This window comes from Neopusillimonas maritima (assembly GCF_003576595.1).
Lineage (GTDB): Bacteria > Pseudomonadota > Gammaproteobacteria > Burkholderiales > Burkholderiaceae_B > Neopusillimonas > Neopusillimonas maritima.
Genome location: NZ_NQOU01000004.1, coordinates 105,914 through 126,120, shown reverse-complemented (window position 1 = coordinate 126,120; position 20,207 = coordinate 105,914). Strand labels below are relative to the sequence as shown.

General features: G+C 53.3%; 16 protein-coding genes. 1 reads left to right on the top strand and 15 read right to left on the bottom strand.

Annotation, left to right across the window (positions count from 1 at the left end; translation table 11 throughout):
* Nucleotides 1-25: 25 nt before the first annotated feature.
* The 13 genes from CJO09_RS10985 to tssJ all read right to left on the bottom strand — a co-directional run bounded on the left by CJO09_RS10985 (nt 26) and on the right by tssJ (nt 18,203).
* Nucleotides 26-1,066 (bottom strand): TRAP transporter substrate-binding protein, encoded by a 1,041-nt coding sequence (locus CJO09_RS10985; RefSeq protein ID WP_114420383.1) that lies wholly within the window; start codon nt 1,064-1,066, stop codon nt 26-28.
* A 66-nt stretch (nt 1,067-1,132) separates the two neighbouring features.
* Complete coding sequence (locus tag CJO09_RS10980) at nt 1,133-2,788, bottom strand: flavin-containing monooxygenase (protein ID WP_119442378.1); 1,656 nt, start codon at nt 2,786-2,788, stop codon at nt 1,133-1,135.
* Nucleotides 2,789-2,960: 172 nt separating this feature from the next.
* Nucleotides 2,961-3,449, bottom strand: a complete 489-nt coding sequence (locus CJO09_RS10975) for an Hcp family type VI secretion system effector (protein WP_114420385.1) — start codon at nt 3,447-3,449, stop codon at nt 2,961-2,963.
* Between the two features lie 75 nt (nt 3,450-3,524).
* Nucleotides 3,525-5,150, bottom strand: a complete 1,626-nt coding sequence (gene tssA / locus CJO09_RS10970; protein ID WP_119442377.1) for a type VI secretion system protein TssA — start codon at nt 5,148-5,150, stop codon at nt 3,525-3,527.
* A complete protein-coding gene (locus CJO09_RS10965) occupies nt 5,147-5,932 on the bottom strand; it encodes a hypothetical protein (RefSeq protein ID WP_119442376.1) in 786 nt (261 codons plus the stop codon). The genes tssA and CJO09_RS10965 overlap by 4 nt, the downstream gene beginning before the upstream one ends.
* 7 nt (nt 5,933-5,939) lie before the next feature.
* The gene (tssH, locus tag CJO09_RS10960) at nt 5,940-8,561 is read right to left on the bottom strand and encodes a type VI secretion system ATPase TssH (RefSeq protein WP_119442375.1); all 2,622 of its coding nucleotides are present in this window, start codon (nt 8,559-8,561) and stop codon (nt 5,940-5,942) included.
* Nucleotides 8,562-8,719: 158 nt separating this feature from the next.
* On the bottom strand, nt 8,720-9,208 hold the full coding sequence (locus tag CJO09_RS10955; protein WP_114420389.1) for an Hcp family type VI secretion system effector: 489 nt from the start codon (nt 9,206-9,208) through the stop codon (nt 8,720-8,722).
* A 55-nt stretch (nt 9,209-9,263) separates the two neighbouring features.
* Entirely contained in the window at nt 9,264-10,745 is a 1,482-nt protein-coding gene (gene tssC, locus CJO09_RS10950) for a type VI secretion system contractile sheath large subunit (RefSeq protein WP_114420390.1), read from the bottom strand.
* 23 nt (nt 10,746-10,768) lie between these two features.
* Nucleotides 10,769-11,257 (bottom strand): type VI secretion system contractile sheath small subunit, encoded by a 489-nt coding sequence (gene tssB / locus CJO09_RS10945; RefSeq protein WP_114420391.1) that lies wholly within the window; start codon nt 11,255-11,257, stop codon nt 10,769-10,771.
* A 233-nt stretch (nt 11,258-11,490) separates the two neighbouring features.
* Entirely contained in the window at nt 11,491-15,411 is a 3,921-nt protein-coding gene (locus tag CJO09_RS10940) for a type VI secretion protein IcmF/TssM N-terminal domain-containing protein (RefSeq protein WP_119442374.1), read from the bottom strand.
* Nucleotides 15,408-16,094, bottom strand: coding sequence for a DotU family type IV/VI secretion system protein (locus CJO09_RS10935; RefSeq protein ID WP_158582747.1), 687 nt, complete (start codon nt 16,092-16,094; stop codon nt 15,408-15,410). Before CJO09_RS10935 ends, CJO09_RS10940 begins: the two co-directional genes overlap by 4 nt.
* Nucleotide 16,095: 1 nt before the next feature.
* The gene (gene tssK, locus CJO09_RS10930; RefSeq protein WP_119442372.1) at nt 16,096-17,487 is read right to left on the bottom strand and encodes a type VI secretion system baseplate subunit TssK; all 1,392 of its coding nucleotides are present in this window, start codon (nt 17,485-17,487) and stop codon (nt 16,096-16,098) included.
* A gap of 11 nt (nt 17,488-17,498) precedes the next feature.
* A complete protein-coding gene (tssJ, locus tag CJO09_RS10925) occupies nt 17,499-18,203 on the bottom strand; it encodes a type VI secretion system lipoprotein TssJ (protein WP_119442371.1) in 705 nt (234 codons plus the stop codon).
* 90 nt (nt 18,204-18,293) lie between these two features.
* On the opposite strand from tssJ, the gene CJO09_RS10920 reads away from it, so the two are divergent.
* Complete coding sequence (locus CJO09_RS10920) at nt 18,294-19,139, top strand: hypothetical protein (protein WP_119442370.1); 846 nt, start codon at nt 18,294-18,296, stop codon at nt 19,137-19,139.
* Nucleotide 19,140: 1 nt separating this feature from the next.
* Here CJO09_RS10920 and CJO09_RS10915 read toward each other — a convergent pair whose 3' ends face one another.
* A complete protein-coding gene (locus CJO09_RS10915) occupies nt 19,141-19,533 on the bottom strand; it encodes a DUF4150 domain-containing protein (protein ID WP_119442369.1) in 393 nt (130 codons plus the stop codon).
* A gap of 8 nt (nt 19,534-19,541) precedes the next feature.
* Nucleotides 19,542-20,201, bottom strand: coding sequence for a DUF3540 domain-containing protein (locus CJO09_RS10910; RefSeq protein WP_119442368.1), 660 nt, complete (start codon nt 20,199-20,201; stop codon nt 19,542-19,544).
* Nucleotides 20,202-20,207 lie beyond the last annotated feature (6 nt).

Here is a 20,207-nt window from a genome sequence, read left to right as displayed (position 1 = left end):
GAGGGGGCGCTATTATGCCAAAACGTTACTTGGCCAGTTTCTTGATATCTTCTTCAAGCAGTTTGAGCATTTCCGCTTTGGCGGGGTTCTTCGCCACCTCGGCCCACACACCTTCTTTGTTCAGTTTTTGAAGGGCGGCGCGGTCGGCGTCAGTTAACTCAATAACGGTGAACTTGTCATTTGAAGCCAACAGGTTAAGCGCTTCGTTTTGCTCGTCAACGTACTCCTGAGTTCCCAGTGCCTCGGTTTCTTTGCCGGCTTCATCAACCGCTTTCTTCAGGTCGTCGGGTAAAGAGTCGTACCAGGCTTTACTAACCGCAATGTATTGCGTAAGCACGATGTGGTTGGTTAGCAGGACGTTAGGTGCTTGCTCATGATATTTCAACCGCACTGTTACGGCGGCGGGTAAGTCGAAGCCGTCCAGCACGCCTTGCTGAATTGAGGTGTAGACCTCGGGCAAGGACATATGAATGGCGCGTGCACCCCAATCATTGACGGTTTGGGTGTGCTCTTGGCCACCAATGGTACGAATCCGTTTATCCTGCAGATTCTCCATTACGCTTTTACTCTTGTCGTACTCGCGCAGATAGATTTGGTTGGGTCCCAACCCAAACAAAGACACCACATGGAAGCCGCGTTCGTCGGCAAGCTCCTTGATCTTGTCGCCGGCCTGGCCTTCCATGATATTGGTGATGTTTTCGATTTGCTCTTCCGCATTCTTGCCGGGGAAAAGCCATGGCAGTGTCAGTACACCGGCCTGGGCTACAAACTGGCTCAGGTAACCGCTGGGGTTGATGTTGCCTTGAATGGAGCCCAGTCGCAGGCCGCGCATCACTTCGTCGTTACTGCCCAGCGAACCACCTGAATAAAGCTTGCCTTTGATTTTGCCGCCCGATTTTTTCTCGACCAGGTCGATAAAAATCTGGCCGCTGCGCTCTTGCGCGTCATTTGACGTAATATTGCCAACCCGCATTTCGTAGGTTTCTTCCGCTGCGTGTGCGGTCATGGCCATGGGCGCTGCCAGGCAGGCGCTTAACAGCAATTTAGATAAAAGCTTTGTCTTCATTGTCTCATCCTGATTTGGTTATAAAGGGGTTACCGCCATCGTTGCGATAACCTGATGGCACGATGCCTAAGCTACTTTGTTGGAAGATTGTGTTGCCGGACTAAGTGTGTAACCTTCGTAGCCGTCCTGCGCGACTTTCAAAATACGTTGGTAATAATTGCCAACCCCGCCAACATACGGCATGAACACAACGGGTTTGCCGGGTGTGTTTGAACCATAAAACCACGTGTCTTTGGAGTAGGCGTAAAGCGTTCGGTTGGCGGCTTCTGTTACATGCTCCGTCCAGGTGTCCTGAGCCTCGACAGAGGCTTCAATGGTGGCGATATTATGGGCCTCCATGTATTTTGCGCAATCGGTTACCCATTCCACGTGTTGCTCAATGGATGTCACCATATTGCTGAACACCGACGGGCTGCCGGGGCCGGCGATGATGAACATATTGGGAAAACCGTTCACGGTCATGCCCAGGTAAGTGCGCGGGCCCGCCGCCCACTCGTCTTTAAGCCGGCGGCCGTTACGTCCCACCGGATTGATACGATTCATCGCGCCGGTCATGGCGTCGAAGCCGGTGGCAAAAATAATCATATCCAGTTCGTACTCCGTGCCGTCTTGCAGCAATACGCCTTTCGGGGTGATGCGGTCGATGGCGTTCTTGCGCACATTAACCAGCGACACGTTGTCGCGGTTAAACGTTTCGTAGTATTGCGTTCCTGAACATAAACGTTTTGTGCCGATGTAAAGCTCTCCAGGGGGGCATAGTGCTTCCGCCGTTTCCGGATCTTTCACAATACTGCGGATTTTGTTGCGCACAAACTCCGCCGCCTCATGATTCACTTCGGGGTCGGTCAGAATATCCTTGAAGGCGCGCATCATGTAAAGGCCACCCAGGTCCCAGCGTCGTTCCAGTTCGGCCCGGCGTTCTTCGTTGCTAACCTCTTTACCCGATTGGTGGTTGCTGACCTGGTTGTGGCCGAAGCCCGACTGGCGCGCAAACTTGCGGCGTTCAGGGTAGGTGGCTTTCCATTCTTTTTCCACATCCGGCTTCATGGGGTGGTTTTGCGCCGGCATGGTGTAGTTGGGTGTGCGCTGGAATACATATAAATGTTGCGCGTCTTGCGCAACAATGGGAATAAGCTGAGTCGCAGACGAGCCAGTCCCAATGACGCCTACCCGTTTTCCACTGACATCCACACCTTCTTTTGGCCAATCGCCTGTATGGAACCATTGCTTCTCAAAGGTTTCCAGGCCTTTCATATTGGGAACCTGGTGCACCGACAAAACGCCGGTGGCCATCACTGCATACTTGGCTGAGAACGTTTCGCCTTGCTCGGTTGTAATAAGCCAGCGGTTCGACTCTTCGTTGAATGTGGCCCCCGTGACGCGGGTATTCAACTGTATATCTTTTGCCAGGTCGAAGCGGTCCACGACATGGTTGATATACGCCAGGATTTCAGGTTGGCTTGCGTAGCGTTCCGACCAGTTCCATTCCTGTTGCAGCTCGTTTGAGAACGAAAAGGAATAATCAAGCGATTCAATATCGCATCGGGCGCCGGGATAGCGATTGTGATACCACGTTCCTCCAACACCGTCGCCCGCTTCCAGGACACGTACAGACATGCCCATTTGGCGGAACTTATAGACGGCGTATACGCCGCCGAACCCGGCCCCGACAACAATGGCGTCGAACTGCCGGACAGCGGAATCCTGCTGTTTTTCCTGCATCTAAGAGTCTCCTCTGCCTACCGCGACGGACAGGCAGTTACTTCTATAATAATTTGCTTGAATAGTACTGATAACTGCAACAAATAGTACGGTTAACTGACGATTTAGATTAACGCAGGTATGAGAGGGCGTCAACTACGTGTTTTCCTTGATAACGCCCTTGGTATTAAGGTTACGACTTGGGCGTATTCCAGGAATCTTGTGCTTCGATACCGTTCGGTGTGAAGGTTTCGATGATGGTTTCATACGTAAAGGAGACGTCTTCCATGTGTCCCATGCTTTTGTTGACTGGGTCCAGGCAATTGGGCACATACTTATGCATCGACGTGATGACCGCGTTTTTGATTTCAACGGTGTAATAAAGCTCTTCTTTGCCCTGCGGAGAAATGCGGTAGTACTCAAGCTTGGCATCGGTAAGTTGCTCGCCCGATGTCAAAGCCTGAAACAGTTTGGGCGAAGCCTTGTCAATTTCTTTGGTAATGGTTAACGGCCCATGAATGCGGCGCCCGGTGGGAAGGCCGGTTTGAATGGATTTGGGGATTTCAATGGTGTGGTCGACCCCCTGAACCAGAATGGTTCCTTCGTGGCCTTTAATCGTACAACCCCCTTCAATTTTTCCTTGAGTCTGACCACTGAGCGTCAGGTAGCCTGGCATCGGCATGTTGCGTGTACTCCTAATGTCTATAAAAAAGATTAATGAAAACGTAAGGTCAAAAAAGTAATTGGCTGTTTAACGCTATCGCGAAAAACGACTCGCTGCGGGAAAGTCGATGCGGGCAAGTTGCTGCAAAGTTTCTTGTTGCAGTCGCTGGTAGTTTTCGCGCCGCGGCGTGTCATCGAAAACAGCGGAGTTTGACAACGCTTGTTTGCAGGCTTTCAAAACGGTTTGCAAAGCATTGCCGGCAAGTATTGGCTCCCACTGAAATAAGTTCATTGTTTTGCAGTCTTGGAAAATGGGTTGGGCTAACGGCATGGGGTCGGCGCTACCGTTTGCACTCATGAATAAATCCAACAGGGCAATACGGGCGCGGAACTGGTCGCGTCCGCTAAAGGTTGATTGAAGCAGATCTTGATAAAGCTGCATTGCCTGGTCATGTTGTCCGTTGCTTGTGGCAGCGCGCGCCTCTTGCTGTGTTTTTTCGAATGGGTCGGTCGCCGTCGCGCCACTATTAAGCGCACGACAGTCGCGGAGCCACTGCTGAGTTTCATCGCTTGCGAAAGGTGTACCGTCGGAAAACGTCAGGTGTTCCAGTCCAGGTAGCCGCTCGGTGAAGGTGAGCGTGTTCTTGATGACAGCCTGCCGCATTCGGGCGCCTTGTTCGCCCATCATTTCATAGCCGCGCGCCGATTGGTAATCCAGGTCGAGCCAGAACGGGAACGTTAGAATGCGCGACTCACAAAATTCGATTATGCCATCGGCATTGCCTGCGCCGCATATGGTTTGAAAAGCGTCCATGATGGGGGCGGGCGGTGGATTTAAAGAGGTGGCACCGCTTACCGCAGGCGGTGCCGACAATAAAGCGGCACGTGCGGCAAAGCGATTGATTTCGATAATGAGAGGTTGGAAGCGGTCGATGTTGATCAGCGCGGCACTGATATGGCCCAAAGCGTCTGCAATGGGGTGCAACGCATGCACGATATCATCGAGCGTTGACAACTGGTCGGGCAGGGCGGGGGTGGAAGCATGCGGCGCGGTGGCGGGATGTTGAGAAGCGGTTGCCGGAGCCGCGCCCGCGTTGCTTGCGTTGTCTGACGGTGTATTGTCTGCTGGGTTCGTTTCAACGGTTGGCGTGCCGTTCGCCTTATTGTCGGCGCCCGCTTCGGGTATGACGTCTAGCCTTTTGATTTGCTGAACGAAGGTGAGCAATGGAGGGGCATCCGGATCGCGCTCCGCTAGAGCGCCATCCATACGGGTCGCTGCATCCACCATTTTTGCGTGTAGAGCGGAATCAATAGCCGGTAGTTCGTTGTTTTCCAACCAGTTGGATGCACGCTCGGTCCACCACGACAAGGCATTGCGTCGTCCTCTTAGACGCTTAACCGGGGGAAAGGCGGTTTCCCAAAATGTCTCGATGAGACCTGCCTGCAGTTCGAGTCCGGCCTGAAGCCCTTGCAAGCCATGACGCTCCATCCACGCGGCACTCACCCAGGCAGCCAGCATGAAGTCTTTTGTTTGGCTGCTTAACAAGTTTGTGCCTTGTTGTTCAACCAGCGCCCAGTCGATCGGAGAAGCCCCGGACAGGCTGGTCATCTTCTCTATTTCAGCGGCAATGGCTTCATAGCTTTCGGTAGCGCGCGCTTCTTCGCCCGCCGGAGCGCTTTCTGAAATCGGTGTCAGCAGCGGCGTAACATCAATATTCATGACAGCAGTGAAATGACGTGAACTTCTTCCAGTTGCCCTTCAGGTAAAGCACCGACAGCCAGGTAGCTGGGTTTGCCTTCAATGCGCACGTAATAACTTTGTTCCGGCCCAAGGGTGTTTTGCAAGCCCCACGCCTCAAACGCAAGGCTACCGATATCGAACTTGAGGCCTTGTAATTCGTATTCGTTCACGCTGCGCTCCGGTAGTGAGCCGGCCGGCCCTGTGGCATGGAAACTGATGCTTGCCTCGTTGCCCGAAACACCTACTAACGCACCAGATGATGTCTCATTTGGTGCGGGATGAACTTCCAGCCACACGCCTAAGCGCTCTTGCGCATAAAGCCCAAGGCGGGCAGGCCATTTGGGTGCAACGGGTGCGTGAGCACGAGCTACCGCTTTGGCAGGCCAGCGGGCATCGGCCGGCGTAAGCCAGTCGGTTAATAGTCCCGCTCGCTCCGGCGCATTGCCGGGAAGGGGCTCGCCCGAGACCAGTGCCAGACCGTTGACCGCCTTGCGTTGCAGTGCTTGCAATGACAGCCGGAATAGGGCGAGATCACGCCGTTTTTTTTCGCTACTCAACTCTTGCGCGGAGCCAATCAAAATGACAATCGCCGCATTCGCCTCGGCCGCTTCCTGCGCACTGGTCATCCAGGCGTTTTCGTTGTCGGTCGGCCAGCGTTGCCCTTTGGGCGTAAGCCCATACTGGGCCAACTGCATGGCCGCCGCCTGGGCCGGCGCATCGTTCGCCCCCAGGTTAATAATCCAGGCGCATTTATCTGTCATGATTTCCTCAAGAGAACGTGGCGGTAAACTCGCCCTGTTCATTTACTTCCAATCGTGCTTTCGAGAGCGCGTTGGCTTCCGACATATGTTTAAGCAGCGTGTTGGACAGCATGGGCATGATATTACCCCGCAGAATGAAGTCGATATTGCGCGCACCCGTTTCCACTTCCGTACAACGGGCGGTAATGGTGTCAACCACGGCATCCGGGATTTCAAGTTTGATTTTATTGTTGCGTTGCATGCGGTCCGCCAACTTGCCAAGTTTCAGGCTCACAATGCCGCGAAGGGCGTCGTCTTTCAGCGTGACAAACGGCACGACTGTCATGCGAGCCAGCAGCGCGGGTTTGAAATGGTTCGACAGAATTGGTCGAATGGCTGCCTGAACCGCAGACATCGGCGGCGGTTCATCGCCTGCGCAGAGTTCGGTAATGACATCAAGCGCCAGGTTCGAGGTTAAAAATACAACCGTATTGCGGAAGTTGATTTCGCGCCCCTCGCCATCCGACAGCACGCCCTTGTCGAATACCTGATAAAAGAGGTTGACGACGTCGAGATGGGCTTTTTCCACTTCGTCGAGCAACACAACGGAGTAGGGCCGCTGGCGCACGGCCTCGGTAAGAATGCCGCCTTCGCCGAACCCCACATAGCCTGGTGGCGATCCGATAAGCCGGCTGACGGTGTGCTTTTCCTGAAACTCCGACATGTTGATGTTGACCAGCGAGTGCTCGCCACCAAACATCGTGTCGGCGACTGATAGCGCTGTTTCCGTTTTGCCCGTACCCGAAGGGCCGACCAACAGAAAAATTCCCATAGGTTGATTGGGGTCCTGCAGCCCCGACCGCGCTGATTTAAGCACCTCGGAAATCGTTTCGAGCGCGTAATCCTGCCCTTTGATACGTTCGCCCAGGGTGCTTTCCAATGTAAGCGCTGCCGTGGCTTGGTCGCGCATCATTTTGCCCAGCGGTACGCCGGTGCGGTCGGAGACAACCTTGGCGATGGTGTCGGGAGAGACGTCGACAAAGATCAGTTTTTCATTGGCTTGGAGTTGGGCGAACTGTTGCTCGGCTTTAATTAGTTGTTGCTCAAGATCGTCGTTGACATCGGTTGTGTCGGCTCGCTGCAAGCGCAGATCAAGCACTTTGCGGGCGGCGTCAAACTGTTCATTGAAGCGGGCTTGTAAAGTATCGAGTTCACTTTGAACCGCTGTCATTTCATCGTCGATTTCTTTTAGCCGATCTGGATTGATTTCAACGTGGTTCTCAACGTCGCGCAGCAACCCGTTTTTCTCGCGTTCCAGCATTTGCAACTGGCGTTCGCGATCTTCAATGAAGTCCGGCTTTGAAGAAAGGTTAACTTTGATTCTCGCGCACGCGGTATCGAGCAAGTCAATTGCCTTGTCGGGAAGCTGGCGCCCGGTGATGTATCGGTTCGACAGCTCAGCGGCCGCGACCAGTGCGTCGTCTCGAATCAGTACTTTATGAACTTGTTCGTAGCGGTCTTTCAGCCCGCGCAGAATTTGTACCGCCATGTTGACGGTTGGCTCGTCTAGTTTGACCAGTTCGAAACGGCGTGCAAGGGCGGCGTCTTTCTCGAAGTATTTTTTGTATTCGCTCCAGGTGGTTGCGGCAATGGTGCGCAACTCGCCCCGGGCCAGCGCCGGTTTCAATAGGTTGGCTGCGTCGCTGGTACCGGCCGACCCGCCCGCACCAATTAGGGTGTGGGCTTCGTCGATAAACAGAATGATGGGTTTGGTTGATGCCTTGATTTCGTTGATGACACCGCGCAAACGGTTTTCAAATTCGCCTTTAACGCCGGCACCGGCTTCCAGTGCGCCCATATCCAGGCCCAGAATGGTGACGCCTTGCAGGATTTCCGGGACGTCGCCCTCGGTAACGCGCAACGCCAGCCCTTCAATGACGGCGGTTTTCCCCACGCCGGGGTCGCCGACACAAATGGGGTTGTTTTTGCGGCGGCGGGCAAGGATGTCGACCATCTGGCGAATTTCGGCATCGCGACCGAAAACCGGGTCTATTTTGCCGTTTGCGGCCTTTGTCGTGAAGTCTTCGCAAAAGCGTTCAATGGCCGATCCCGACCGGGCTGCATCAGTGCTTCCTGCCGCGCTTTGACCGCCCCCCATTCCCACGGCCTCTGCGTTTTCTTTCGATGCGCTGGCGACCTGGCCCAATAATTCGATGATTTTGTTTTTATCAAGGTCGGCCAGCAGCGAAGCATAGGTTCCGCTGGCGTAAAACGAGGACCGGGCAACGAAGGCGGCGAATAAGGCGCCTGAACGGATCGTGCCTTCATACAAATCGACAGAGGCAATAAGCCATGCATCAGAGAACAGGTCGGGCAATAAAGCAGAGAACTGCGGGCGACCACTGTTACCGCTTTTGAAGCTTTCAATCACTTGCTCCAGCGCACGTTGTGCGCGGCCTGGATCAATGCCGGCTTGTTTGAGTATTAAGTGAACGTCGGTTCGCGGATCTTCGATAAGACGAACCAGCATGTGCTCGATCGTGATTTCGTAATGGGTGCGATTCAGACAAATTCCTGCGGCATTTTCAAGCGCGTCGCGGCACGTCGGGTTAAGACGGTCGACCAGTGATTTGAACTCGACAATTTGCATGGGGTGTTCCGGATAAGTAACTGCGTGTTGACGGAAGAAAGACCGCCTCGTAACGCCTATGCTCCGGTGGCGGCTGTTTTATTCTGAGAATTGGTATAGCCGGCCTAAAAATAAAAAGCCGTTCGAACACCCTTTGTTCGAACGGCTTTTTGAAGGCCTTAGGATTTAGGTTGGTTCCAGGAATCCTCGGCTTCGATACCATCGGGCGTGAATGTTTCAATGATGGTTTCGTAAGTGAAGGAAACGGCCTCCATATGTCCCATAGACTTGTTCGCCGGGTCGAGGCACATGGGAACAAATTTGTGCATCGAGGTAATAATGGCGTTCTTGATTTCAACCGTGTAGTAAAGCTCTTCTTTACCTTGCGGTGAAATACGGTAGTACTCAAGTTTGGCGTCGTTAAGCTGCTCGCCCGAGGTAAGGGCCTGAAAAAGCTTGGGTGACGATTTGTCGATTTCCTTGGTAATGGTAAGCGGACCATGAATGCGCTTGCCGGTGGGTAAGCCGGTTTGGATCGACTTGGGAATTTCAATTGTGTGGTCGACGGCCTGTACAAGAATGGTGTTCTCGTGGCCTTGAATGGTGCAACTACCTTCAATCTTTCCTTGCGTCTGACCAGTAAGTGTCAGATAACCTGGCATGGGCATTTTCGGTCTCCTTTATGCCTGTTGAACGAGCGATTGATACAAGTTTGCTTCAACTTTATTTTTTGTCCAGTTTGCCAACCAACGACAGCGTGAACGATGCCCCCATATATTTGAAATGAGGGCGAACCAGCATTGATACGCGATACCAGCCTGGGTCTCCTTCAACGTCTTCAACGCTGATTTGTGCTGTGCGTAAAGGACGACGGCTGCGTACTTCAGGCCCAGGGGCATCCATGTCTGCCACGTATTGCCGGATCCAGTTGTTGAGTTCACCTTCAAGGTCGGCGCGCTCTTTCCAGGTCCCGATGTTTTCACGTTGCAAAACCTTGATGTAATGGGCAAGGCGGCTAACCACAAAAATGTATGGTAGCTGCGTGCCCAGTTTGTAATTCGTTTCGGCTTCTTTCCCTTCTTTTGTATTCCCGAAGAATTTGGGCTTCTGGCAAGAGTTGGCAGAGAAAAATGCCGCGTTGTCGCTGTTCTTGCGCATGGCCAGACCAATAAAGCCTTGCTCAGCCAATTCAAATTCCCGGCGTTCCGAAATGAGCACTTCGGTAGGAATCTTGGTTTGAATTTCGCCCATGGCTTCGTAGTTGTAAATGGGCAAGTCGCCTACGGTGCCGCCGCCTTGCGGGCCAATAATGTTGGCGCACCAGCGGTAGTCGGCAAAGCTGGCGGTAAGGCGTGAGGCAAAGGCAAAGGCCGCATTGCCCCATAAGAAAGCGTCGCTGCCGGCTGACACATCTTCTTCGTAGTTGAATTTCTTTGAAGGAGTGGTGTCGTTACCGTACGGGGTACGCAGCAGGAAGTGTGGCAGTACCAACCCCACGTTGCGTGCGTCTTCACTTTCGCGAAAGCCGTTCCATTTGGTGTATTGCGGCATTTCAAAGATAGACGACAGGTCTTTCAGGTCGGGCAGTTTCGAGAAATCTTCGAGGCCGAAGAACTGCGCGCCGGCGGCAGCGATGAAAGGGGCATGGCTCATGGAGGCAACGCTGGCGCAGTATTGCAACAGTTTCACGTCGGATGATCCGGGGCCGAATTCATAGTTGGCAATAATGGCGCCGAAAGGCTGGCCGCCAAACTGGCCGAATTCTGCGGTATAGCAATTCTTGTACAGGCCCGACTTGGTGACTTCCGGCGAGTCTTCGAAATCGCTGAGCAGATCGTCTTTGTTGACGTTCATGATCTGAATCTTGATGTTCTCGCGGAAGTTGGTGCGATCGATCAGGAACTTCAGTGAGCGCCACGAGGACTCGAGGCGCTGGAAGTCGGCGTGGTGGAGAATTTCATCGACCTGGGCGCAGAGCTTTTTGTCGAGCTCGGCAATCATGTCGTCGGCCAGTGAGGCCGTGATGCGGTCGGTTGTGCGGGAAGGATCAAGCAGGGAGGAAATAAAGGTTTGAATGCCCTGTTTGGTGATGGCGTAGGATTCGTCGCCGGGCCTTACCTTGGTGGTTTCCAGTAGCTGATCGATAAGGGAGCCGCCTTCCGAAGGGGCGGCAGCATTGTCTTGTTTCGCTTGTTCTTCACTCATGTTGTGTATCCCCTGCCTTACGTTTATTTGTCTTCAATGCCGAGTTCTTTCAGCAAGCGGGCGCGGGTTTCGTCATCTTGAACCAGCGCTTGCAACTTCTTGCGAAAGTCGGGAATGTTGCCCAATGGCCCTTTCAGTGCCTTGAGCGCGCCTCGCAGCTCGACGATATTGCGTAGTTCGGGGACTTTTTCCACGATGCTGTCGGGCTGGAAGTCGGCCAGTGATTCGAATTTCAGGTTAACCGGCAGGTTGTCTTCCGAGCCTGGTTCAAGCCGGTTCGGTACCGAAAGATCCAACGACAGATTTTGTGCTTTCAGTACGTCGTTGTAGTTGTCTTTATCAACATTGATCGGTGCCCGGTCTTCAACGCTACGATCGTCTTCGCGTTGCGTGAAGTCGCCTAGAATCAAGAGTTTGAGGGGCAGCTCGACTTCGACTTGAGCGTCTCCGGTAGCCGGTTTATAAGTAATGTTTACACGCTCTTTAGGAGCGACGGATCCCTCGCCTGCCATAATTTAGTCTCCTGACTGATTCCGTTTTTGTTTAAGACGGGATAAAGTTGTAAGAAGTTCCGAGAAAAGCTAAAAGATTTTGTCCGACTGTGACAGACCTTGTCAATCAGTGTTTCCCATAAAAGCCTGATAAATAAAGGCACTCCAACATGAACCTTATGGCTGCACCGGCATGGTGCAGCCATAAGATGTATTTTCGCCGCAGTTATGTAAGGCTTGCGCGACGTTGGTGTTTATTGTGCCGTTTGTTTATAACCGGCGTTTTGCGATGACGAAGCCGGTTGCGTATTGCTGTTCGCGGGAAGCTTGAGCAATGTCCCGGTAATAATCAGATTGGTGTCGGAGATGTTGTTCAGGTCTTTCAACGCCTCAACGGTTGTACCGAATTCTTTTGCCAATGAATATAGGGTTTCACCTTCTTTTACGCGGTGCTCACGTGTTACTTGCGGCGCGGTGGGCTTCGTTTCAGGCCGGCTTTTGGCTTTAGCCGCTTCTTCTGCTTCAGCCAGCGCTTGAATATGAGCGGGTTCGGGCGGTGGTGGTGGCTGGTTGATAATTTGTTGGGCGCGCTCTTTGATGAATAACGGCAGTGGGGTGGTGGGCTTTTCAATGACATCGCCCATCCAGCATTGGCCAACCCGTTGCGGCACTTTCACGCTGAGTTTGGACGGCGTCGCGCTAAGCGACGGTGTGCCTGTTTCGGCCAGGTAGTCCAGGTGCGCGGCCATTTCCAATAAGGCCTCCTGGCCCACCAGGTCGTATCGAACGTTAATGGTTTTGACGTCCAGCGCATCCAGTTGTTCTTTTGCCTGGGGGAAGTCTTCCGGCGTAAAGATGCGTTCGCCGTCAACGAACTCTTCCACAAAGCGGGCCATGCCCATGGGGCCGGGGTAGCGGCGATTCAAAGACAGATTGTCGATACGTATTTGAAGCGTGACGTCTCCACAATGATCGGGTGACCAGTCGAAGCTGTTGGTCACCGCCATGTTGAAGTTATCCAGCGTAATTTGTTCCTGCGAGCATTGAATCGATAGATTCACTGCGTAGGGCTTGGCTTTGGCGCTGGGATTCACGCCCACGGGCAGAGAGGTAATAAGCAAGTTTGCGGTTTTGCCGATAGAGGCTTCTGCCAACTGCTTTTTGACGACAGACTCTACCTGCGTGCTGACCGACTGATTCAGGAATGGAATGAAACCAGGGTCGAACGGAAAGGTGTAGCCATTTTTAGTTGCCGTGGTGAAGCCGTTGGCTTGTTGCTGCAAGAAAGGTTTGGCCGATTTGTCGGCGAAAGTCCAGACTGATCCTTTGTCACCAAAAAGTTGTTCAGTCGTCTCTTGCGTGCTGACTGCCATTTGGGTTTTCCACAGCACTTCTTTTTCCCAGTCGTTTTGTACGCTGCAGGAACCTTGCTCCAGAATGTAGCGGGTCAGTAATTGCAGCGGGCCGCCTACAAGATGCCAGATTACCTGATCGTCGGGTTTGTCAAAGCCCGATGTTTTTCGGAAAGCCTCAAGATTGTCGCGCACATTCTGCAATGCTGATGCTTTCACGTCGGGTTGAACGCCGAAGGCGAAATAGTTGGCCGCCAGTTGATACGCCGCGCCTTCACCGCCCAGCGCATCCGATACCACTTGATCGAAGGCGTGCGCATATGCAGAGAAGTTCTGCACGCCTTGAATCGATTGCGGAAATGCCGACATGGGGGCAAAAGTTTGATTGGAGACTGATTCTTTAATGACACGTTCGCCGACACTATTCAATGTGTTGAGCATGCCTTGCGCTTTGCCCAAAGTGCCGGGTGCGGTAGCGGCGCGTCGCATGTCGTTGAATTCACGTGCGAACAGTAACCAGCCAGGCAAGTTGTCGGCAGGTACATCGGCAAATTCACTTTTTAATCGGTCGAACAGCATGTAATAGGGGCTGGCGTTGGTATCAACGCGCCCCAGCATTTCGCGCCATGCCGGCTCATTGCCAAGCAATTGCTCGCCGTTGTTAAAGGCCCATGCGAAGCTTTGCCACGTGTTGAAGCGCTCGGCCAAATACCAGGTTTCAAATGCACCGCGCCGAACTTTGAACCCGGATGGGTCGTCTACCGCCTGGCCCAGTTCGTCCAGGAATGTTTGCAAGCGTTGCTCACCTTGTTTGGTTAGGGCGGGCTCAATCATGCCCCGGTTCGGGCCTTGTGTGCCTGGCAGCCAGAACTCTCGCAACGTAACAGGCTGCAGGTTGGGAAGTGCATTCGCCCAAGGCAGTAACCACTCCAGTTGCGGAGATTGCACCAGAATTTTGTTGAGAACCTGTCGGTTATTTGCCAGACGCTGACGCAGAAATGGATCGTCGATTGGCGTCCAGGCGGTGTATGCCACCTGCATCTGGTTGGTTGCATCGATGACTTTGGGTGGGAGGTCGGGAAGGAATTCCTGAATAACATTGGTGGGCACCTGGGGCATGGCCAGCAATTGCTGATAGTCGGCACCTTGAATACGGGCTTGCGACAAATTCATGGTGCGAACCAGCGCCAGAACGGCATCGGCATACTGCGGGTTGTTCTGATCGGCCAATGCCTCATTCGACAGGAAGCTGTTAGGGTCGTATGTACCCAGAAAATTTTGGTAGCCTTTAACGTAAGTATTCTTGATGTCTTCTTCAAGTTGCGTGATGTCGGGGCTGAATTCCAGCCAACGTGTTTGCCACTCCTCTTCACGGTCTTGAATTAAATCGATTACTGACAAGATGCGGTGCAGGTCCTCCAGTCGACTGGCGTCGCTGCCTGTTTGAGACAGAACGTTTTTTGGATAAACGTTTTTGATGTCGATCAGGCTGGCGCGTGTTTGGTAGTAAGAAAGCAAAATGAAGGCAAGGATAGCCGTGCAGATGGAAATCCAGAACACAATGGCCAGGTTGCGGGTGACCAGGCGCCAGCGATCTACGATAACGGTAGGCAGGAACGACCAACGATCAGCCGGCAAGACGCGCTCAAAGAAATCATGCAGGAACAATCCTTTGTCGCTGGGTGTTTTTTCTGTGTTCGATGTGTTTACGATGTGCGCAAGGGAACTGGGTATATGCGTGCCGGTTTGGCGCGCACTGCTGAAGAATAGCCCGCGAATGAGCGGCTGCTCCAGGTAGGGATTGTTGCCGGCGCACGCCTGCATGAAGTGCTGAAGTCCGGAGCGCAGACGTTCAATTTCACTGGGAAACAAAAGCAGGTTGGGGCTAAGGTCGACCCCTTTCACCGCCATGTCGAGTCTAAGCAGTTTCAGGCGTTCCGAAATGTGCTCGAACGCCTGATTCAAGAACTTCTGTTCGGCCAGGTCACCCTCTTCCATTGGGCCGGTATAGCCCATGGCCTGGTTCAGTGCGTCTGCCGGCAGTACCTGCGCCCAGTCTTCAAAACCACAGATCTGATCGCATTTGGTGACCAGAACAAAAATGGGGAAACGTTTGTCGAATAAGCGAATCAGTTGATCGATACGTTCGCGAATGGCGTGACCTCGTCGCTCAAGCGCATCTTCACTGGCCATCAGTTGTTCTGCATCAACGGCCAGCACCAAGCCGTTCAGGCCTTCTTTCATGCGGTACTTGGCCAGCAGCTCCAGCATGCGTTCCCATTCGGCCTGATCTTCTGGCGTACCGTCGGGAGATACATAGCGTCCGGCGGTGTCGATGACGACGGCACGGTTGAAGAACCACCAATCGCAGTTCAGTGTTTGGGTAATGGGTTCGAATTGATTAATGCTTTTGTTCAGCGAGCTAAGGCGCGAGCGTGTGATGGCCGATGTTTTCCCAACACCCGATTCCCCCACAACCATAAACCAGGGCAGAGCATAGATAGGATTGCCAAAGCGTCGTAGCGACGAGCTTTTCAGCGTGGCGATACCCTGTTTCCATTTATTGGTAAGTTCGCTGAGTGCGCTGGGTTTGTCGGAAGCTTTGCGGCCCGCGTTTTCCGAGGCGGCCAGCTTGACGCGCGATCGCGACAAATACCACAGCCGCCGCAAAAGCCGGATACCGAAATAAATGCCCAGCACACCAAAGAAAATGGCCAGACCACCCCAGTACGGCCACGATAAATAAAGCATGACGGCCCAACTGACGATGGCCAGCACAATAAGAACGATAAGCCACAGAATGATGGAAAGCAGCGTTCTCATAAGTTGGCCGCCTCACGGAAGTTCTGAACGGCATAGGTCAGTTCAGTATGCAGAATAAAGGCAACGACCAACACGATAACGGGGGGCAGGATAAATATGAGGGCGCGACGCAATGAGATTTTCCTGGTAAATGCAGGTTTTCTTTGTTTTGCCGGCCTCGCGTTGCCGGCCATTGTGTAGGCTTTGGGAAACAAAGCTGTTTTCTCGGCGGCTTTATAACGGTCGTCGGCCTTTTGCAGCAGTTTGTATTGCTCCACCCGAATATTGGCAAGCTCAGCGGAATTGGGTGAAATGCTGTAACGCCCCATGAAGCCCAGGCAAAGGCAAAGCAGGTATACCTCGCGTACAGCGGCTTCTCCAGGGGGAAGCTTTTCGAGCCGTTCAAAAAACTCCCGGCCCGCCAACCCGGTTTTGAAATAGCGTCTTTGTAAAAGATGGCGTTGCCATGCGTGTTCCGAGCCCCATTGGTGGCGACGCGAAATATGTTCGTCGGCCCAGGCCAGCACAGGGAACAGGGCCTCCTGAAAGGCGTTCAGTTCGACACCCTCTTGCAGGGCCTGGCTTTGTGCCTGTTGAATCAGGCTGTCAATTTGCCCGGCCAACGCTTCGGGCGTATCGGTGGCGGCCGTGTCGAAACTTTTTACCAGCGCGGTGAGTGGAATGAAGTAGTCGCACAGTTTCATCTTAGCCTCGGAGCACGATAAGCTGGACATGCAGATCGGCCGGCGCATCGGGCCAGAAAAGTCCAAGCTCCGCAGTTTGTTCAACCGTTTCCCATTCCGCACTCATTTGTTCGATACGGTAGTAACGCGCATTGGCGCGTTTGGGCAGGCCTTGCGGAGGCGTGGCCACCTCTATGAGATCAATGCCTGGTAGCGCGTGATCAATCATGGTGGGTAAGGATTGCGGGGCGGCAAGACGCGCAAGCCGCAGGAAGTCTTCGCTGGAGTAATCGTTTTTTGAGGCGGTTTGGGTCACCAGGTAGAAACGGTTACGGGCGGCGAAATAGTCGCGCGGAACGCTGGCGATCAAATAATCCTCATGGGGTTCCAGGGTGACACGGAATTCCGGCCCTACCGAGATCTCGGCGAGCAACTGGTTAATTACGCGGCGCGCCGTGCTGAAGCAACTAAACAACTTAAGATGGTCGTATGGGGGTAGCCCTTCGTCCTGGCTGTCGCGCCGCCGGCCGGCGGCGTCGAACGAATCGGTGAAGGTGCTCATTTCGCCAACGCATGTGCGCAGGAAGCCATACACTTCCCACGGGTGTACCTGGGCGGTTTCGGTGTAGTGTGCAATTTGCGGCACCGCCCGATTCAATGACTGCAACGATTGCATCAGCATAAAATATTCCGGATCAAGCTCTTCTCGCTGAATGTCGCGTGGCGCTTTATATTCTGCAAGCTGGCGCATTCTGCCCGACATGTCGTCGCGAATATCACGCAGCAAATCCTGCAATACATGAGAGCCCGTTAGAGCATAGCAGGGGGGGACGCTGTCGGCGGTGAGTTTCACCACATCGTTATCTCTTGCAAGGCTGCCGATCGGGATCAGATCGTAATCGTCGAGTGATGCTACTTCCGGGCCGAAGAAAATACGCACAACATGCATCATGACAGGCACGGTGGCGACCGGGCCATCGGTATACAGATCGCGCATGGCCTCGCCGTCTGTTTGCGAAGCATAGCGCGTTGGCGCCGACGCGGCCTGATCGAATGAGTCGACCTGCGTGACGTTAGGCGCACTCTGAGAGAGCTTTCGCAATCCCAGAAAAACATCCAGCGGCTGGTCACTGTCGGTCCAGACTTTATCGAAAGAACGTGGCCCGATAATGGCGTTGCCCGGATACTCTACATAGGTGTTGTCACGGAAAACCAGGCGAGCGCTGCGAATTTCAACAGAGCGGGCGGAAAGTGACTCAGGGGCAAATTCTATTTTCCCGGCACCCCAGAAGTGCGGCGTGACCATTTCATAAAGTGGTTTTTTCAGGAAGTGTTGATTCAGTTCTTGCCGTTGAAAATGCTGAGGTTGAAGAAACAATCCCTGATGCCAGTAGGTGCCGGTCCTGAAGTCCATGAAGCGTTCCTTTATTGCCTTAGTTTGCGCGCAGCGCCGGCTGCATCGTCTGCTTGTTGGAGTGTTTTTTCGTCAAGCTTGATCTCTGGATCGCCCTGTTCCAGAGGAATGGTTTCAACATCGGGTTTTTTGTCGGGGTCGAACGTAAGGCTTTGCGCGTTTGTTATTTGCTGACGCCCCAGATAAAGTCGTAATGCCAAATTAGCCGGTTCCGCTTTGTAGGTCGTGGAAACAAGCCCTTCGGTTTGAATGTTCAGCGGTATGCGAAACAGGCGGGCGGCCCGGGTGGGATCGAAGTCGTAATAGCCGGCCACGACGCCGATAAATTTTGCGTTTTGAACGCGGTCTATATTCAAGATAGTGCGTTTGTCCGGGCTGACGACGTAGCGATCCATATGCAAAATCTCTTTTCCTGGGTCTCCGCTGGCCAGCATGTCGACAAGTGTTTTTTTATCGCTCAGTAATTTCAGAAACGGTTTGGAGTCTTCCAACTGCATAATGCCCAGCACCAGTGTGTGAGACTGATTGAAATAAGCATTGATATCGGCGCTTGCCATAAGTTCAATTTGGATGCCGTCGCGTTTGTAGTCCCAGCTTACTTCAGCTTTGGCTTCTTTTTGTGTGTTTCCCCCCATGGCCGAATTCACGCTGGAACACCCCTGAGTCATGATCAGAAGGCTGGCAAGCATGAGTGTCAGTAATTGACGTCTTGGCATGAGGACCTAAGAGTTGCAAATTGAAGAAATAAAAAAATACACTATGTAAATTGAACCAACACCTTACCCTAACCGGCAGGATTATAGCCCATGGACCCATCGCAGCCGTCTTTTTCCTTGCCAGGTTTTCCAAAAAAATCATTGCACTGGCGCATTTTCCCAACGCTATTTCTAGGTATCGGCATGGCGTTTTTTCAACCGCAGGCCCATGCGTCAAATGCAAGTTTGTTTCGCAATATGTCGACACCACCTGAAGACACCGTAGCGGTACTGACGGTAACCCAGGAAGTGATAGAGAAAGCAGAAAAGACGGACGTGTGCTGGCAAACTATTGTCAGCGACCGCGAACGCGCCCAGAGACAATACGAAAGCCAATCCTGGCTTGTCAAGTATTGGCAGCCGATATTGGGTGGTTTGTTGGGTGGTGCGGTAGGGTATAAGTTCACGCGAAACTACGGGCCCAAAAGTGAGAAGCTTTGGTTTTACCCAACCATTTTGGCCGGCGTGGCGGTGGGGGCTGTCGCCGGCCCGGGCATGGTTGCGGGCGCCTATGGGGGTGGAATTCTGGCGCAGCATTTCTGGCCGACCAAGCTGCCGTTAACCATTATGTTGTCGATGATTGGCGGTATTCTGGGCGATGGTTTAATGAAATTATTGTTTCCCGACAGCCCGCCGAAAGAGTTGCTGCAAAAGCCGCAGCCAGGGCAGTACTTGGCGAACCAGCAGTTTTATCTGGAGACCACCTGTGTGCCGACAACGCGTGTCACGTACACCGAGAAACCTTATCGGGTCACGTATCAGTTCAAAGGGGAAAAGCGTAGTGCGTTGTTTGATTACTACCCGGGCGAGCGTATTAGGTTGAATAGCGACGGACGCCCGGCAAATGAAAAGCCGAAGGCGGGGCCTCCGGCTGTACGCGTGTCAGAAAGGAAATAACCTAGTTTGCGTTCACCTTAACCTGGCTGGGCTCCAGCAGTGCCCCGAATGTGTTGCCTTTGTTTGATTTGGCCGAGTCCATTTGCCGTACAACCGGGTTCCCCTGGAACTTGACTTTGAAGCTGGCGGTAACGAACTCACATTCCCCCATCATTGAGCCCGACACAATACCGCCTTCAACACCGGTGTTGTCTCCCATGCTCATTGATATTTTTGAAGCCTTGGTAAGTGCGGGGCAGCCACTGACCAGTACTTTCAGGCTGGTGGGGTTGGCTAGTGTCGTCATTGCCGTGTTCACATAAGGAATAGGAATAGGGGGCCCGGGCGGGGCAGGGGTTTTACATACATCGGGCATGCACATGGCTTGCCCGGCTTGAATGGTTGCAACAAACATATGTTCTCCTAGCCCAAATCTATTTTCTGGCCGTCTATCTTTACAAAGCCTTTTGCCGTGTGGGTAACATGGCCCGCTTCAATGTGGTGGTGATCGTCGACCGAAACACGAACACGACCGGCACGGGTTTCGTCCAGCCCGTCGATTTTGCGGAAACTTTCTTTAAGGCGCTGGATCAGCCGCCCGACCTGCGACGAAAAGGTTTTTGCGGTAAATGAGGCATTGACCGCACATGATTCAAAGGTGTCGAACCAACCTTGCCAGTGCTTAACCTTAACGGTTGAGCTTACCGAATTGATATCGAGCGTGCCGCTGTTTAATTGGAGGTGGGACGCACTGTTCAGGTACAGGCTTTGGGTTTGCAGCTCGACTCCGGCCTGATTTGTGTGAAGTTGTGCGCCACCCGGCAAGTTCAAACTGCCGCTGTCCGGATCGTTGCGCTGCAGAATGGCCAGGATAAAGCCGGTGTCATGGCCGGCCGCATGCGACACCAGTACGGTGTCACCCGCTTCCGGCGTTAAAAGACAACTGGCTGCAAGCCTTGCCTTTAAGATTTCGGGATGACTCAGTAAAAAGTGTTCGCCCGATATTCCGGTAACGGTTGCGGTGCCCAGGCTGTGTGCCGAAGTTTCCGGCGTGGGCGTGAGGCGATGAACGGTTGCAGACATGATTGT